Raw genomic sequence first — 16,571 nt, 5'->3', positions numbered from 1 at the left:
CCCACAAAAACCCGCTCCGGCACACCTCCTGTGGGAGCGGCCTTGGCCGCGACAGGGCCCTCGCATCATCGCCGTCTTCCCACCGCAGGCGCACTGCGCCCCGCCAATCTCAATCTTCCCACTCCAGCTCGGCATACGCCGCGGTGACGTTGCGCTTGTGGAACAGATCAGCGAGTTCCCAGTTGCCGACCTGATCGCGCGCCACCTCGTCGGCGGCCTGCGCCAGTTTGCGGCCGGCCTTGATCGCCGCTCTCGTTTGATCGGCGAGGGCCTGCAGGTAGTTCCCCTGCTTCGCAAACGCCTCCCGCCAGGCGGGCCCCGCGTCGCCGTGACCGGACACGACGCGCTTCACGTCGAGCGCAGCCAGTTGCGCGTTCACCTTGATCCAGCCCAGCAGCTTGCCGTCGACCACCGGCATGTGACCGACGAACAGCAGGTCGCCGGCGAACAGCGTGCCGCTCGTTTCGTCGAGCACGGTGAGGTCGTTGTCGGTGTGCGCGGTCGGCCAGGCGCGCAGGCGCAGCACGCGTCCGCCGAGGTCCAGCGTGTCCTCGCCGCTGACGGTGCGCGTCGGCGCGACCAGTTCCAGCCCGCGCCCGGCTTCGCCCATCAGGCGCTCGGCCGAAGCGATGTAGTTGCGACCGCGCGCCGCCAATGCCGCCGGCAGCTTGGCGTGGCCGACGAACTCGGGCTTGTCGGCGACGAAAGCCTGGTTGCCCAGCACGTGATCCGGGTGCACATGCGTGTTGATGACGTAGCACACCGGCAGCGCCGTCTTCTGTCGGACGGTCTCGCGCAGCGCGGCACCGACCGCCGGCGATCCGCCGGTGTCGATCACCGCGACGCAGCGACTTCCGACGACGAAACCGAGGTTCGAAATCGCACCCCGGTTGTGCGCGTCCTGTTCGGCGGTGACACCGTTGAACACGAACACGCCCGGCGCGAGCTCCTTCATCGGCAGCGTCTCCGCCGCCATCGAAGCGCTCACCGTCAGGGCGAACAGCGCACCCATCATCGACCGCCACAGGCGCCCGGCAACGGCGCTTGCGGATTTGCACTCAACTGTCAGCATCGTTAGCATTCGGCGTCCATACGCGGCCCAGAATAACAAATCAGGATGCAGCGCCTCACCTCACTTCTTCCACTGCTGCTGCCGCTTCTGGCCCTGTCCGGTTGTGCCATGCAGCACGTGGAGCCAGCGCCGCTGCAGCCCGAAGCGTCGCAGTCGGCGTTCCGCCAACGCCAGCTGACCGATGCGCAGACGCGCGACTTTCTGGCGCAGCGCAATATGGATGTCGCGCAATGGCCGCCGGCGAAATGGGCGCCCGAGCAACTGGTACTGGCCGCCCTCGACCGTCACCCGGCCACCGCGCAGGCGCGTGCTCGCGCCCAGCTTGCCCGCGCCGAGCTGCAGACCGCCGGCCTGAAGCCGCGCACAGTGCTGGCGCCGGAAGTCGAACGCACCAACGAGCGCGACCCCGGCCAGTCGGCGTGGAGTATCGGGCTGGCGCTGGACCTTGCGATCACCGGTCAGTCGGTACGCGAAGCGCGGATCGAACGCGCCCGCCTGCTGGCCGACAGCGCGCTGCTCGACGAGGCCGACGCTGCGTGGACGATACGCAGCAACGCGCGCCGCGCGCTGCTTGAACTGTGGTCAGCCAGTGAAGAACTGAAACTGCTGGACCGCCTGGTCGTGAGCTGGCTGGACGCTCAGGCGGCGATGCAGAAGCGCTACGACCTCGGCGCCGCCGACGCGCTCGATCTGACGACGACGCGCACCGCGGCCGCACAGGCCGAATCGCGCTACGTGCTGACCGAGCAGCGGCAGATCCGCGCCCGCGGCGAACTGGCGCAGGCACTCGCGCTGCCGCTGTCGGCTGTCGATGCCTTGACGCTCGACTTCGATGAATTCGAACAGCCGCCTCCGCTGCCCACCGACGACGCGCTGCGCAGCGCGGTGACGCTGGACCGAATCGATCTGCGCCGCGCGCTGGCCCGCCACGCCGCCGCCGAAGCCGGCCTGCAGGTCGAACTGCGCGCGCAATACCCGGAAATCCGCTTGCAGCCCGGCCTGCTGTGGGACCAGGGTGCGACCGTCTGGAAACTCGGCGCCTCGCTGCCGCTGTTCGCGGCGCAACGCCAGGCCGGTCCGATCGCCGAAGCCGTCGCGCGTCGCGAGATCGCGGCGCAGGACTTCCTGTTGCTGCAGTCGCAGGCACTCGCCGCACTCGACCTCGCGCGCGCCCGGGTCAAGGCCGCCACGCTGGATACCGACGGCGCCGAAGCGGAACACGACGAAGCGCGGCTGCAGCTGACCCGCACCGAACAGCGCTTCACCCGCGGCGACGCCGACCGGCTCGACCGCGTGCTCGCCCTCACCCGCCTGCTCGAAGCCGACATCCGGCTGCTGCAGGCGCGCACCCGCACGCTGGCTTCGCGCCTCGCGCTCGAAGACGCCATGCAGCGCCCGCTTGCCGCCGGCGCCGCCACGGAAGGACAGCCATGAAAGCACTGACACCACATCGCGCGATGTTCCTGATGGGCCTGCTCATCATCGCCCTGGTCTGGGCGCTCATCTATTACGCACGCGACGAATGGAAGCTCTACGAAGCGCCCGCCGACGACGACATTGCCGTGCCCTCGCTGGTCGAGCGCGACGAAAGCGGCATGAGCAGCGTCAAGCTGACGGCCGCCGCGCAGAAGGCGAGCGGCATCGAGGTCGGCCAGCCGCTGACCGTGCGCGCCGGCACCGAGCGCGAGGCGCAGGCAGCCGTACTCGACGTCGAGCCGCTGTTCGCACTGCGCGCGCAGCTGCAGGAAGCACGTGCCGACATCGCCCGGCTCGCTTCGCAACTGGCCCGCTCTGAAGCCGAGCGTGACCGCATCCAGGCGCTGTACAGCGACGACCGCAACGCGTCGGAGCGCGCATTGCAGACCGCACGCAGCCAGGCCGAACAGGACCGTGGCGCACTGGCCGCGGCGCGCGCCCGCGCTGACGGTCTGCATGCGCGACTGGTGCAGGGCTGGGGCGCGCTCGGCGGCACCGCATCCGGTGAGGCGCCGCCGGAACTGGACAAGCTCGCCGACCGCCGCGCCTCGCTGGTGGCGATCGCGCTGCGCGGCGCCGGCGACGCGCCGCCGACCATGCAGCTGCGTCTGCCCGACGGCGACGAATCGATCGAAGCGCGCCGCATCGGTCTCGCACCGCGCAGCCTGGCGCACGCGGCCGGCGAAACCTGGCTGTACAAGACCGAGCGCGTGCTGCCGACCGGCACCCGCCTTGCCGCCCGCGGCGTGACCGGCACCGCGGTGCTGCACCTGGTGCCGAACAGCGCCGTGGTCTGGTACGCCGGCCTGCCGTGGATCTATGTGCGCGACGACGACGAGCCGGAGGAATTCATCCGCCAGGCCCTGCCCGCCGAATCGCAGCGCCCGGACGGCTGGCTCGCGCCGGCACTTGAGGACGACGCCCGCGTCGTCACCCGTGGCGCACAGCTGCTGCTGTCGGAAGAGCTGAAGCACACGCTGGCGGACGAGAACGATGACTGATCGCCTGCCGGCAGGATCGCGGATTTCGTCCGCGCTCGCACACCGTTCGCCCGCCTCTCGCGATGCCGCGACCGGAATCGCGGCGAGGCGCCGCTCCCACAAAGACCCGCGCCGTCCGTCGCTCCGAACCCCGTGGGAGCGGCGCCCCCGCCGCGATGCGGCCGCGCATCACATGCCTGCGGCGATCGTCCGGCTGACACGCTGGCTGGCGCCACAGGCGGCAGGGGCGCGCGATGATTGAAGCCATCGTCCGCTTCTCGGTCCGCCGGCCGGGCATCGTGCTGGCGCTTGCGCTGGTGCTGACGATCTACGCGGTCAGCCGCATGGTCGATGCGCGGCTGGATGTGTTCCCGGAGTTCGCACCGGCGCAGGTGGTGATCCAGACCGAAGCGCCCGGACTGCCGGCCGATCTGGTCGAAACACGCGTCACCACACCAATCGAGGCAGCGGTGTCCGGCACCCGAGGACTGAAGGAGCTGCGCTCGCAGTCCATCCCCGGCCTGTCGGTGGTGACCGTCATCTTCGACGAGAAGTCCGACCTGTTCCGCAACCGCCAGCTGGTCGCCGAGCGACTGGGTACGCTGGGCGCGCTGCTGCCGGCCGGCGTCACGCCGGTCATCACGCCGCTTACCTCATCGGCGTCGACGCTGCTCGGCGTCGGCCTCACGTCGGACAAGCGCAGCCTGATGGACATGCGCTATCTGGTCGATTCGGTCGTGCGGCCTCACCTGCTGGCGGTGCAGGGTGTCGCCGACGTGAATGTATTCGGTGGTGACGTGCGGCAATGGCAGATACAGCTCGACCCGGCCCGCCTGCGCGCGCTCGGCGTCACGCTGGCCGACGTCGAAACGGCGGCGCGCAGCGCCGCCACAGTCGCGGGCGCCGGCTTCGTCGAGAACGACAATCAGCGCCTGCTGATCGCCATCGACGCCACGCCCTCGACCGCGCGCAGCCTCGAGCAGCTGACCGTGACGCTGCCCGATGGCCGTTCGCTTGCGCTGGGCGACATCGGACGCGTGCGCGAGGCGCCTGGACCGGCCATCAGTGCGGCGCAGATCAATGGCACGCCGGGCGTTTTCATGATGGTGCAGGGTCAGCTCGGCGCCGACACGCTCGGTGTCACGCTGGAACTGGAAAAGGCGCTGGCCGATCTGGCGCCTCTGCTCGAACGCGAGCAGCTGGTGCTGCACCCGGCGCTGTTCCGGCCCGCCAACTTCATCCAGACCGCGCTCGGCAACGTGCGCGCGGACGTGATCATCGGCGCCTCGCTGGTCATCGTCGTGCTCTTCCTCTTTCTCTACAACCTGCGCACCGCCTTCATCTCGGCGGTCGCGATTCCGCTGTCGCTGCTGGCGGCCGTGCTGGTGATGCTGGAGACCGGTGCCAGCCTGAACATCATGGTGCTGGGCGGACTGGCGATCGCGCTCGGCGAAGTGGTGGACGACGCCATCATCGACTGCGAGAACATCTACCGCCGCCTGCGCGAGAACCGTCACAACGGTTCGCCGGTGCCAACCTGGAAGGTGGTGTTCGACGCATCGATGGAGGTGCGCAGTTCGGTGGTCTACGCCACCTTCATCGTGGCGCTGGTATTCGTGCCGCTGCTCACGCTATCGGGCGTGGCGGGCAAGCTCTTTGCGCCGTTGGGCACCGCCTACATCCTGGCCATCCTCGCTTCGCTGGTGGTGGCGCTGACGGTCACGCCGGCGATGAGCTGGCTCATGCTCGGACGGCGCGAACTGCCGGACGACGACCCGCCGCTGATCCGCTGGCTGCGCCCGCGCTACGAGCGCACGCTGCGCGCCATCGAACGCCGCCCGCATGGCCTGATCGCCGGCGTCATGTTCATGCTGGCCGGTGGCATCGGCGTGCTGCCGCTGTTCGGCGGCGAATTCATACCGCCGCTGCGCGAAGGTCACTACATCGTGCACCTGTCCACGATCCCGGGCACCGCGCCGGGCGAGGTGTTGCGCGTGGGTCAGCGCGTGACCGAGAAGATTCTCGAGATCGAAGGCGTGAAGTCGGTGGCGCAGTGGGTGGGCCGCGCACAGAACGGCGCCGACCCCTTCGGCCCGCACTACAGCGAGGTCGAGATCGAGATCGGTCCGCTGCCGGCGAAGGAACAGGAGCGCATCCTGGCCGACATCCGGCGCACCGTCACCGGCGACGACGGCGACGAGGACCGCTCGGACGAGGAGGCGCAGAACACCGTCGGCTTCCCCGGCCTCGCCTTTTCGGTGAATACCTTCCTGACCGAGCGAATAGGCGAGACCGAATCCGGCTTCCCGGCGACGCTGGTGGTTCAGGTGTTCGGCACCAATCTCGACCGCCTGGACGCCGACGCCAGCGCCGTCGCCGCTGCGCTGTCGCGGGTAAAGGGCGCGACCGACGTGCAGGTGCTGGCGCCGCCGGGCACGCCGGAAATCGTCGTGCGACCGCGGCTGGACAAGCTCGCGGTGTGGCGCCTGTCGCCGGAGGATGTGCTGGCGGCGGCGCAGACTGCCTTTGCCGGTCGCCGGGTGAGCGAGGTCTATCGCGGCACGCTGGCGACACCGCTGGTGGTGACATTGGACCCGGACCACCGCCGCTCGCCGACCGAAATCGGCCGCCTGCCGCTGCGCACGCCCGACGACCGGCTGATCGAACTGCGCGATGTGGCCGACATCGCGATCGAGAACGGCCGCTACAAGATCCTGCACTCGGGTGGCAAGCGCGTGCAGACCATCACCGCCAACCTCGCCGCCGGCCACGATCTGGGCCGCTTCAGCGACGACGTGCAGCGCGCGCTGCGCGAGGACGTGAAGCTGAATCCCGGCAGCTACTACAAGGTGACCGGTGCGGCCGAGGCGCAGGCCCAGGCCAGGCGCGAACTGGTCACCCACTCGCTGCTCGCCGCCGCCGCCATCGCCGTGCTGCTGATGCTGGCCTTCACCAGTCTGCGCAACCTGATGATCACCTTCGTGAACCTGCCGTTCGCGCTGATCGGCGGCATCCTCGCCGCGCTGGCCGGTGGCGGCTGGCTGTCGCTTGGTTCGGTGGTCGGCTTCGTCACGCTGTTCGGCATCACGCTGCGCAACTCCATCATGCTGGCGTCGCACTACCAGCATCTGGTCGAGCAGGAAGGCCACCGCTGGAACGTCGATACCGCCATCCTCGGCGCCACCGAGCGCCTGCCGTCCATCCTGATGACGGCGCTGGTGACCGGCCTCGGCCTGATGCCGCTGGTGATCGGCTCGGGCGAGCCGGGCCGCGAGATCGAAGGCCCGATGGCCGCCATCATCGTCGGCGGTCTGGCCACCTCGACCATTCTTAACCTGCTGGTGCTGCCGACGCTGCTGCTGCACTACGGGCGCTTCGAGCCCAAGGACGACGACCACGGTGAGGCAGCGTCCCGGTAAGCCGCCCCTGTCGCCACGGCCCTGTCGCGGCCAAGGCCGCTTCCACAGGGGGACTGCGCGAGCGCCGTGACCCGAGCGTGAGCAAGGGTTCGGTGGGAGCGGGCTTGCTCGCGATTGCGGCCTCGATCGAAACCTGTTCCGTCGGCGCTACTTCACGATCAGCGGATCGATCATGATGTCGCGCGTGAAGAAGGTGTTCTGCTCGCCGGCACAGCTCATGAAACCAAGCGCCTCGCCGAAGCGCAGGAACTGCCCCTCGCGCTTCAGGTAGGCGTTCTGTGCCTGATAGGCCTCGGTTTCGGTTTTCAGCGTGGTCGGACAGTCGGCGAAGATGGCGTCGCCGCGGGCCTTGTGCTGCAGCACATGCACCAGCTCATGCAGCAGGAAGGAGTTGTCGGCGGCGTTTTCGAGGTCCAGCGTATCGCGCACGTAGATGACGTAGTGCTCGGTCTCGAAGGTGGCCGCGATATTGGTGCAGCCCGCCGCGGCGTCAGGACAGACTGCCTTCGCCAGTTCGGCTTCCGACAGCACCTGCACCGGCGGCAGCGCGTCGACCGGAATGGGCGGATAGCCGGACAGCTTGGACGCCAGGTCGACCAGAAAGGCCAGCAACTCCTGCGACACCATGACGCACCTCCTTCCGCCGATGCGCAACAGACCGTGCGCCGGGCGGAAACGTTCGCCGCGGCGACGCCGAAGCCCTACACTGCGCGCCGATCATGAAGGACATCGTGAAGCTCATCGTTCTCGACACCAACGCGGTACTCGACCTGCTGCTGTGGCACAACGCCGAACTGGACTGCGTAGCACAGGCGCTGGCCGACGGTCGCGCGCGGCTGTCGTGCGACGAGGCCTGCCTGCGCGAACTGCGTACCGTGCTGCGCTACGACAAGTTCGGTCTCGACGACGAGACCGCTGCCCGACTGTACGCCGACTACCTCGCACGGGTCGAACTGAATCCGCTGCCGGCGCAACCCGATACCTCGCTGCCGCGCTGCCGCGATCGCGAGGACCAGAAGTTCTTCGACCTCGCGGTACGCAGCAAAGCTGACCTGCTGGTGTCGCGCGACCGCGCCGTGCTGCGTCTCGGCCGGCACCGGCTGTGTCCGTCGACGCTGAAGGTGGTCGCACCACCCGCCCTCGCCGCCTTGCTGGCCTCCTGAGCAAGTCGTCGGCCGTACGGCGCGCCGGTTCAAGTTTTTCGTGAGGCTTTGTAAGCAGCGGCTGCCTATACTCGCGCCCGTTCGATCAGGCGCGCACAGACGCGCCGCGCATCCGAGACAGCAGGCTCGCGCAGTTGCGCACGGCCGCAGACATCCAGAGAGAGACCTCCAATGACAATCGTGCTCCGTCACACCCCGATCGCCCTCGCGCTTGCGCTGATGGGTCAGGCTGCAATGGCCGATCAACCCATTCTCGCCCCGACCGTGGTCATCACCGGCACCCGTGTCGAACAGAATTCCTTCGACCTGCCGATGGCCATCGATTCGATAGACGCGACAACCATCCAGGAACAGCGCGCGACGGTGAACCTGTCCGAGGTTATCAACCGCGTGCCCGGTGTTGCCGCGGCAGGGAAAGAGAACTACACGCAGGAACAGTCGCTCACCATCCGCGGCTTCGGCGCGCGCTCACAGTTCGGCGTGCGCGGTGTCAAGCTGTTCGCCGACGGCATTCCGGCCAGCACACCGGACGGCCAGGGTGGTACCGGTCTGTTCGATCTCGCCTCGGCCAGTCGCATCGAAGTGCTGCGCGGGCCCTTCTCGGCGCTGTACGGCAACCATTCGGGTGGCGTAGTACAGATCTTCACCGAGGACGGTCCGGAGAACTTCACCATCACGCCCAGCTTCCAGGCGGGCAGCTACGGCGCCACTCGTTATGGCCTCAAGTTCGGCGACACGGTCGGCAATTTCAATTACAACGCGAGCGTGTCCGATTTCCGGACCGACGGCTATCGCGATTACAGCAAGTCGGAAAAGCAGCAGGCCAACTTCAAGGCACGCGTGCAGCTGAATGACACCACCACGCTCTCCATGGTCGGCAACTATCTGCGTCAGGAAGGCGACGACCCGCTGGGACTGACGCTGGATCAACTCAAATCAGACCGCAGACAGCAGGGTCAGGCTGCGCTGTCGGGTGCCAACGGTCTGCGACCGGCCGATTTCTACGGCGCGCGCCGTACGCTTGAAAACACGCAGGGGGGGTTCGTCCTCGAGACAGCTCTCACGCAACGTGACAGCCTGCGGGCGATGTTCTTCCTCGGCAACCGCAACAACGCGCAGTACCTCGCCCTGAATGCGGTCACGCAGAGTAACGCGACTGCGTCGGGCGGCCTGTCGACATTCGATCGCAACTACTGGGGAACCAATGTCCGCTGGACGCGCCGTCTGGATACGGTGACGCTCACCACGGGCGCCGAGTACGAGCGTGCCAACGAAGACCGCCGTGGCTATCGCAACGGCAGCACGATTGCCAACGACAACGCGTCCACCAGCAGTGACTACGGCTTCCGTGGTGCGCTCAAGCGCAACGAGCGCAATGTCGCCGAACAGACCGCCGCGTTCTTCCAGGGGGAGTGGGCAGTACAGTCTGACTTCTCGCTCTCTGGCGGTATCCGCTACACGCGGGTGGACTTCAGCACCGATGACAAATTCATTTGCGCCAGCAATTGCTCAGGAGCGGCAGGCGCGGCGCAACTGGCACGTGCCAACGGTGATGACAGCGGTTCGACTCACCACGGTGCGTGGACGAGCGCTTTTGGGGCCCTTTGGAAGGTGACCTCCACCACCAACCTTTATGCAAACGTAGGTCGCAGTTTCGAGGCACCAACCCTGGTGGAACTGGCGTACCGTCCGGATGGCGGAAGTGGTCTGAATCTCGGGCTGAAACCGTCCACGAGCATGCAGTACGAGATCGGCGTGAAGACCTTCCTCAACGAACGGACCCGCGTTGACGCCGCGGTGTTCTACATCGATACGGAAGACGAAATCGTCGTCGGTACCAACAGTGGCGGACGCGTGTCGTATCAGAACGCCGGCGATACCAGTCGCAAGGGTATTGAACTGGCCATCGATTCTCGCCTCACCCAGTCGATAGGAGCGTTTGCATCGCTGACTTTGCTCGATGCAAAGTTCGAGGACAGCTTCCGTACTTGCGGTGCTCCGCCCTGCACTACGCCGAACATCCTTGTCTCGGAGGGCAACAAGCTGGCCAGCGTGCCTAACCAGGGTCTGTACGGCGAACTCACGTATCGCCATGCCGCCAGCGGCTTCCTGGGTGCCGTAGAGTACCGAGCGAGCGGTCGGATGTTTGCCGATGACACGAATCAGGCGCGTGTAGGTGGTTACGGTATCGCGAGTCTGCGTGGCGGCTTCACGCAGAAGAGCAGCAACTGGACGTTCAACCAGTTCGCGCGCATCGACAACCTGTTCGACAAGGAATATGTCGGCTCAATCTACGTCAACGACGCCAACGGCCGCTACTACGCTCCGGCCGCCGAGCGCACCTGGCTGATCGGCCTGTCCGCGTCCTACTCGATGTAAGCGCTCGCCAGCCGGGGCAGCACGCGAAGCGCGTTGGCCCCGGTGGCGGCGATCAGTTCGTCGGTCGCAATGCCCCGGATGCCGGCGATCACCTGCGCGATGCGCGGGAGATTGGCCGGCTCGTTGCGTTCACCGGCGGCGAATTCCGGCGGGATGTCCGGTGCGTCGGTTTCGAGCACGATGGATTCCAGCGGAAGTTCCGTCACCAGGCGGCGCAGATTCAATGCGCGCTGCCAGGTCACCGCTCCGCCGAAGCCGAGCGCAAAACCCAGCTTGATGAATTCGTCGGCCTGCTGACGGCTGCCGTTGAAGGCATGGGCGATTCCGCCCGGCCCGTTGCGGCCGAACACGGCGCGCAGGTGCTTGAGTATCCGGTCCTGACTGCGGCGCACGTGCAGCAGCACCGGCAGGCCGCGCTCACGCGCAAGCTTCAGCTGGGCGACGAAGTACCACTCCTGCAGTTCGGGATCGATGTCGCTGACGAAGAAATCGAGGCCGATCTCGCCGACCGCGACGACGTCGTGCGCATCCAGTTCCATCGCCAGCCGGTCCACATCGTCGGGTCGCGCTGCCGGCACGAAGAGCGGATGGATGCCCAATGCAAAGCGCAGATCCGCCTGTCCGTCACACAGCGCCCTCACCCGGCCAAAGCCGTCGCGGTCGACCGCCGGCAGCACCATGCAGCCGACCCCGGCACGGCGTGCGCGCTCGATCATAGCGATGCGGTCGGCATCGAATTCGAAGGCGTCGAGATGGCAGTGAGTGTCGATCAGCATGATCGGTTTCGGAGAACAGGGAGGTCAGCATAGCGCTGCTCTGCCCTGCCAGGAAACGACAGGGGCCGGTGATGCATCCGTGCACCACCGGCCCCTGAGCGGGCATCACGTTCGCCCCGCTCGTTCAGCGCTTCTTCTTGCCCATCTCGTTACCGATGGCGCCGCCGACGATGGCGCCACCCACCGTACCGACAGTGCTGCCGCCGGTCAGCACCGAACCGGCAACGCCACCGGCCGCGGCACCTATCATTGCGTTGCTCTCGCTGCGGCTCATACCGGCACAGCCAGTCGTCAGTGCGGCCAGCACGGCCACGATGGATACGGTCTTGAGGGTATGGATCGGCGTTTTCATCGCGTTTCTCCGCAGTCATTGATCGGTCAGCACGCGATGTCGATCGCTCGCGGCTTGATCTGAAGTCTAGGGAGAGGTCCGCTGTCACGCGGTAGGCCGGCAACGATGCGGGCTGTCGGCGGAATCCGACGTCCGGCGGGCCTTGTGCGCAGCGAAAGCCAAACCGCCGATCGCCGGCAGGACGGGCGTTCCACGGCCGATGCGGTGGGAGGGGTCTTCTGCCCCCCCGACAGCAGCGTGTATCGAAGCCGGCGAACCGCAACGGCCCAGTCGCGGCCAAGGCCGCTCCCACTGGGGCTACGCGCGACCCACGGCCTGAACTCGGGCCGGGGGTTCTGTGGGAGGGGTCTTGATCCCGACAGCAGCCTTGATCGAAGCCGGCGAACCGCAAGAGCCCAGTCGCGGCCAAGGCCGCTCCCATAGGGAGAATGCGCCAGATCCACGACCTGAGTCGGTTGTTCCTGTGTTGGTGCCCGGAACGGGACTTGAACCCGTAAGCCTTGCGGCGGCGGATTTTAAGTCCGCTGTGTTTACCAGTTTCACCATCCGGGCGGACGGAACGGCGGCGAGTATGCCACCGATGCGACCGGAATCAGCCGGCGCGTACGACCGGCGCTGCGCTGCGATCACCGACGCGGCCGATCACGGACGCGGCATCGAAGCCGTGACGGCGGAAGGTGGCAATCACTGCGTCGAGCGCCTCCGGCGCGCAGGACACGAGCAGGCCACCGCTGGTCTGCGGATCGGTGAGTAGCGCGCGGTCTTCCGCCGCGAACCCGTCGGCGAGCACGACGCGCTCGCCGTAGCCGGCCCAGTTGCGGTTCGATGCGCCGGTGACGAAGCCCTGCGCGGCGAGTTCGCGCGTGCCGGCGTGCAGTGGCACCGCCGACCATTCGATGGCCACGTCGCAGCCGGAGCCACGCGCCAGCTCGAGCGCGTGGCCCGCGAGGCCGAAGCCGGTCACGTCGGTCAGCGCATGCACACCCGCCAGCGCCGCCAGATCCGGCCCCGGTGTGTTCAGCTTGGTCGTGCTGGCGATCATGCGCGCATAGCCGGCGTCGTCCAGCGCCCCCTTCTTCAGCGCCCCCTTCTTCAGCGCGGCCGACATGACGCCGACGCCGAGCGGCTTGCCCAGCACCAGCACGTCGCCCGGCTGCGCGTCGGCATTGCGGCGGATGCGGTCCGGATGGGCGATGCCGAGCGCTACCAGACCGTAGATCGCCTCGACCGAATCGATGGTATGGCCACCGGCGACGACGATGCCGGCGTCGCGGCAGACCGACGCACCGCCTTCCAGGATGCGGCCTATGGTCGTGGTCGACAGTACGTTGATCGGCATGCCGACCAGCGCCAGCGCGAGGATGGGCCGGCCACCCATCGCGTAGACGTCGCTGATCGCGTTGGTGGCGGCGATACGGCCGAAGTCGAAGGGGTCGTCGACGATGGGCATGAAGAAATCGGTGGTCGCGATCAGCGCCTGTTCGTCGTTGAGGCGGTAGACCGCGGCGTCGTCCGACGTTTCGATGCCCACCATCAGTTCCGGCGGCACCGGCATCGCCGCCGTGTGCTTCAGGATGTCGGACAGCACGCCGGGCGCGATCTTGCAGCCGCAGCCGCCGCCATGCGAGAGGGAAGTCAGTCGGGGTTCGGAGTTCGCTGCCTGTGCTTCGTTCATCTGTCGATCCAGTTCCTGCGGGGTTGTCATGCGGTCGCGACGCCGTGTCGCGGGCCGAAGGATGCCAGACATCCGTCGACCAGCGCGACCAGCGCCGCCCGCTCTCGTTCGGGCGCGAACAGCGGTGCGCGCGCCGCGCACTGCCGCTCGAGCCGGGCCAGCCAGCCTGCATCGTCGCGCGCGCGGCCGATGCAGGCGGCCAGCGCCGCCGCGTCGCCCGCCTCGAAACAGCCGTCGTAGTCCTCGCCGAGCAGGCCGACGTTGCCGTCGATGCGCGACGCAATCACCGGCACGCCGCAGCGCACAGCCTCGATCACCGTATGCGCGCCGCCCTCCATGCGGCTCGGATGCACCAGCACGCTGGCGCGCGCGAGCCGACGCAGCGTGTCGCCGTGCGTCAGCCCACCCAGCCAACGATAGTGCGGGCATTCCTGCATCAGCGTGCGCGCCTGCTCGCCCAGCGCGGGATCCAGCGCCCCACCGATGTGGTCGATGCGGATGTCGGTACGCGTGCGCAGCCGGCGCACCGCGTCGAACAGGGTGTCCGGCGCCTTCTCGGCGCGCAGGTGGCCTATCATCAGCGCGCGCAGATGGCGCGTCGGCGGTGCAAGGCGCGCGCGCGCCGGCGTCGATTGCAGCAGCACGCTGCAGCGTGCGCGCAGCGCCGGCGGCAGAGCACGTGCGCCAAGCGTGTTCAGCGTGATCAGGCGATCGGCAATGGCCAGTGAATGCCGGGCCGAGGCGTCGCAGTCGATGTCGCGGTACAGATCGGTGCCGGTCAGCGCGAGCAGCAGCGGACGCGACGGGTGTGCCTTCCGCCACGCGATGGCGGCTGCGGCGGAACGGCGGGCGTGCAGTGCGATCATCAATGCCTCGTCGCCGCCCTGCCATTCGGACACCAGCCGCACGTCAAAACGCGGCCGCAGCATGGCGGCCCAGCGCCGTGCTGTACGCCAGTTGCCGTTGTTGGCGTCGGCCAGCGCCGGCGTGACGATGACGATGGATGGACGGGACATGGACGTGTGTTCGATGGAGGCCTCAGATCAATCGGCAAGCGCCCGACGCGGAGACCGCGGGGCTCTCGCGGCAGCGCTGCGCGCCAGCCGCAACGCCACGCTGGCCCGTTTCGCCGACTATCGGCGCGCCTGCCCGACACTGCGCATCCCGGTTCACGAAACGCTGAATCCGCCGCTGTGGGAGCTGGGCCACATCGGATGGTTCCAGGCGTGGTGGACGCTGCGTAATCCGCACTTCCTGAAGGGCGTGCGTGCCGACCCCGACGTCGCGCGCACGCCGCCGCTGCGGGCGAACGCCGACGCGCTCTACGACTCCAGCCGCGTGCCCCACGCGAGCCGCCCCACCCTGCCGCTGCCGGACGCCGACGCGACGCTGGACGATCTTGCCCGGCAGCTGGACGCTGTCCTTTCGCTGCTGGCCGACGTGCCGGACGACGGCGACGACGCGCTCTACTTCTTCCGCCTGTCCTTGCTGCACGAGGACATGCACCACGAAGCCGCGCTGTACATGGCGCAGCAACTCGACATCGTGGTGGACGACCCGCGCTGGCAGCCGGCCGTGGCCGGCGCACGCGACACGCTGTCGCTGCCCGCGGCCCGCCATCAGCTCGGCAGCAGCGGACACGGCTTCGCCTTCGACAACGAACTGAGCGCGCACGCGGTGAGCGTGCCGGCGCTGGACATAGACAGCGCTGCGGTCAGCTGGCGTGACTACCTGCCCTTCGTCGATGCCGGCGGCTACGACGACCCGCGCTGGTGGAGCAGCGAAGGCTGGCGCTGGCGCACGGCGCAGTGGCGCACGCAGCCGCGCTACCTGAGACGCGCCGGCAGCGACTGGGAGCGCTGCATTTACGGCCGCTGGCAGGCGCTCGACGCGGACACCGCGGCCTGTCATCTGAGCGCCTACGAAGCCGAAGCGTGGTGCCGCTGGGCCGGTCGCCGGCTGCCGACCGAAGCGGAATGGGAGTACGCGGCACTGAGCTCGGCACTGACTGCTGCGGACCGCTTCCGCTGGGGCGCCGTCTGGGAATGGACGGCCAGCGATTTCCTGCCGTACCCCGGCTTCGCGCCCCACCCCTACCGCGACTATTCGGCGCCGTGGTTCGGCGACCGCCGCGTGCTGCGCGGCGCCTCCTTCATGACGCAGCCGCGCATGCGCGACCCGCGCTACCGCAACTTCTTCCGGCCCGACCGCGACGACGTGCCGGCCGGTTTCCGCAGCTGCGCGCTCGACTGATCGGCCTCTCATCAGGCGCACGCAAGGAAGACGGCGAACCCGTCGCGCGCGTCGGTCCAGCAGGCGACGTCGCCGAAACCGGCTTCACGCAGCAAGGCGTCAAAGCGCGCGCGCGTCCATTTCCATGAGTGCTCGGTCAGGATGCGCTCGCCGGCGGCGAAACGGCGCTCGCCACCCGGCCAATGCACTGTGAGCGACTGTCTCGCCTCCAGATGCATTTCGATACGCGAACGTTCAGGGTCGAAGAAGGCGACGTGGCGCCAGTCGGCGAGGCGGAAATCGGTGCCGGCGATGCGGTTCAGATGGCGCAGCACATTCAGGTTGAAGGCGGCGGTGACGCCGAGCGCGTCGTCGTAGGCGGCGTCGAGCACGGCCTTGTCCTTGACCAGATCGACGCCGATCAGCAGTGCACCGCCGCGGGCCACCGTGCGCGCTTCGCGCAGCAGGCGCAGCGCCTCGTCCGGCGCGAAGTTGCCGATGCTGGAGCCGGGGTAGAACACCAGCGCCGGACCTTCATACAGCGTCGCCGGCAGTGCGAGGGCGGCCGAAAAGTCGAGGCCGACACCCAGCATGTCCATGTCCGGATGGGCGCGCTGCAGGCACTCGAGCGAGTGCTTCAGGAAGTCGACCGAAATGTCGACCGCGACGTAGCGGCGCGGCGCGAACAGCGGAAACAGCTTTGCCGCCTTGGCACAGCTGCCGGCGCCGAGGTCGATCAGGTCGTGCGCCGCGCCCACGTGCGCACGCAGCCGTGCCGCCATGTCGGCGGAGTGGGCATCGAAGATGGCCGCTTCGGTACGCGTCGGATAGTACTCGTCCAGTTCGGTGATCGCTTCGAACAGCCGCGAACCCAGCGCGTCGTAGAAATACTTCGGCGACACCCGCGCCACCGGCGCCTGCAGACCGGACCACAGCGCCGGCATCTGCCGCGCGTCGTCGACCGGTTGCAGCTGGATGAAACGCGGCGTGCGCACCATGGTCCATTCCCCTCGTATTCTGTTTACTGCGCGGGCGGCCGATTGCCCG

General features: G+C 68.0%; 13 protein-coding genes and 1 tRNA gene. 6 read left to right on the top strand and 8 right to left on the bottom strand.

What is annotated here, in order from left to right; genetic code table 11:
- Window positions 1-109: 109 nt before the first annotated feature.
- Window positions 110-1,072 carry a quinoprotein relay system zinc metallohydrolase 2 gene (locus tag WJU27_RS04475; protein ID WP_341421254.1) on the bottom strand — a complete coding sequence of 321 codons (963 nt, stop codon included), beginning with the start codon at window positions 1,070-1,072 and terminating at the stop codon, window positions 110-112.
- A gap of 45 nt (window positions 1,073-1,117) precedes the next feature.
- Between WJU27_RS04475 and WJU27_RS04470 the strand changes: the two genes are divergently transcribed.
- The 3 genes from WJU27_RS04470 to WJU27_RS04460 all read left to right on the top strand — a co-directional run bounded on the left by WJU27_RS04470 (window position 1,118) and on the right by WJU27_RS04460 (window position 6,947).
- Window positions 1,118-2,506, top strand: coding sequence for a TolC family protein (locus WJU27_RS04470; RefSeq protein WP_341421253.1), 1,389 nt, complete (start codon window positions 1,118-1,120; stop codon window positions 2,504-2,506).
- On the top strand, window positions 2,503-3,549 hold the full coding sequence (locus WJU27_RS04465) for a hypothetical protein (protein ID WP_020164817.1): 1,047 nt from the start codon (window positions 2,503-2,505) through the stop codon (window positions 3,547-3,549). The genes WJU27_RS04470 and WJU27_RS04465 overlap by 4 nt, the downstream gene beginning before the upstream one ends.
- A gap of 233 nt (window positions 3,550-3,782) precedes the next feature.
- Window positions 3,783-6,947 (top strand): efflux RND transporter permease subunit, encoded by a 3,165-nt coding sequence (locus WJU27_RS04460; protein WP_341421252.1) that lies wholly within the window; start codon window positions 3,783-3,785, stop codon window positions 6,945-6,947.
- A 147-nt stretch (window positions 6,948-7,094) separates the two neighbouring features.
- Here the strand turns inward: WJU27_RS04460 and WJU27_RS04455 are convergent, their stop codons facing one another.
- Entirely contained in the window at window positions 7,095-7,574 is a 480-nt protein-coding gene (locus WJU27_RS04455) for a DUF6647 family protein (protein ID WP_020164819.1), read from the bottom strand.
- A 92-nt stretch (window positions 7,575-7,666) separates the two neighbouring features.
- On the opposite strand from WJU27_RS04455, the gene WJU27_RS04450 reads away from it, so the two are divergent.
- Both WJU27_RS04450 and WJU27_RS04445 read left to right on the top strand, forming a co-directional pair.
- Window positions 7,667-8,110: a putative toxin-antitoxin system toxin component, PIN family gene (locus tag WJU27_RS04450; RefSeq protein ID WP_020164820.1), complete on the top strand. Its 444-nt coding sequence runs from the start codon at window positions 7,667-7,669 to the stop codon at window positions 8,108-8,110.
- A gap of 171 nt (window positions 8,111-8,281) precedes the next feature.
- Window positions 8,282-10,489: a TonB-dependent receptor family protein gene (locus WJU27_RS04445; protein ID WP_341421251.1), complete on the top strand. Its 2,208-nt coding sequence runs from the start codon at window positions 8,282-8,284 to the stop codon at window positions 10,487-10,489.
- Here the strand turns inward: WJU27_RS04445 and WJU27_RS04440 are convergent.
- The 5 genes from WJU27_RS04440 to senB form a co-directional block, all read right to left on the bottom strand.
- A complete protein-coding gene (locus WJU27_RS04440) occupies window positions 10,477-11,265 on the bottom strand; it encodes a TatD family hydrolase (protein ID WP_341421250.1) in 789 nt (262 codons plus the stop codon). The genes WJU27_RS04445 and WJU27_RS04440 overlap by 13 nt on opposite strands.
- 124 nt (window positions 11,266-11,389) lie before the next feature.
- Window positions 11,390-11,617, bottom strand: a complete 228-nt coding sequence (locus tag WJU27_RS04435; protein WP_019918139.1) for a glycine zipper 2TM domain-containing protein — start codon at window positions 11,615-11,617, stop codon at window positions 11,390-11,392.
- Between the two features lie 467 nt (window positions 11,618-12,084).
- Window positions 12,085-12,169, bottom strand: a tRNA-Leu gene (locus tag WJU27_RS04430).
- Between the two features lie 40 nt (window positions 12,170-12,209).
- Window positions 12,210-13,292 (bottom strand): selenide, water dikinase SelD, encoded by a 1,083-nt coding sequence (selD, locus tag WJU27_RS04425; protein WP_341421249.1) that lies wholly within the window; start codon window positions 13,290-13,292, stop codon window positions 12,210-12,212.
- A gap of 26 nt (window positions 13,293-13,318) precedes the next feature.
- Complete coding sequence (gene senB, locus WJU27_RS04420; RefSeq protein WP_341421248.1) at window positions 13,319-14,308, bottom strand: selenoneine biosynthesis selenosugar synthase SenB; 990 nt, start codon at window positions 14,306-14,308, stop codon at window positions 13,319-13,321.
- A gap of 13 nt (window positions 14,309-14,321) precedes the next feature.
- Between senB and senA the strand changes: the two genes are divergently transcribed.
- Window positions 14,322-15,545: a selenoneine synthase SenA gene (gene senA / locus WJU27_RS04415; RefSeq protein WP_341421247.1), complete on the top strand. Its 1,224-nt coding sequence runs from the start codon at window positions 14,322-14,324 to the stop codon at window positions 15,543-15,545.
- Between the two features lie 11 nt (window positions 15,546-15,556).
- On the opposite strand, the gene egtD is transcribed toward senA, so the two are convergent.
- A complete protein-coding gene (gene egtD / locus WJU27_RS04410; RefSeq protein WP_341421246.1) occupies window positions 15,557-16,522 on the bottom strand; it encodes an L-histidine N(alpha)-methyltransferase in 966 nt (321 codons plus the stop codon).
- Window positions 16,523-16,571: the final 49 nt, after the last annotated feature.

This window comes from Methyloversatilis sp. NSM2, from assembly GCF_038066675.1.
Lineage (GTDB): Bacteria > Pseudomonadota > Gammaproteobacteria > Burkholderiales > Rhodocyclaceae > Methyloversatilis > Methyloversatilis discipulorum_A.
This window is presented reverse-complemented; position numbering and strand designations above follow the sequence as displayed.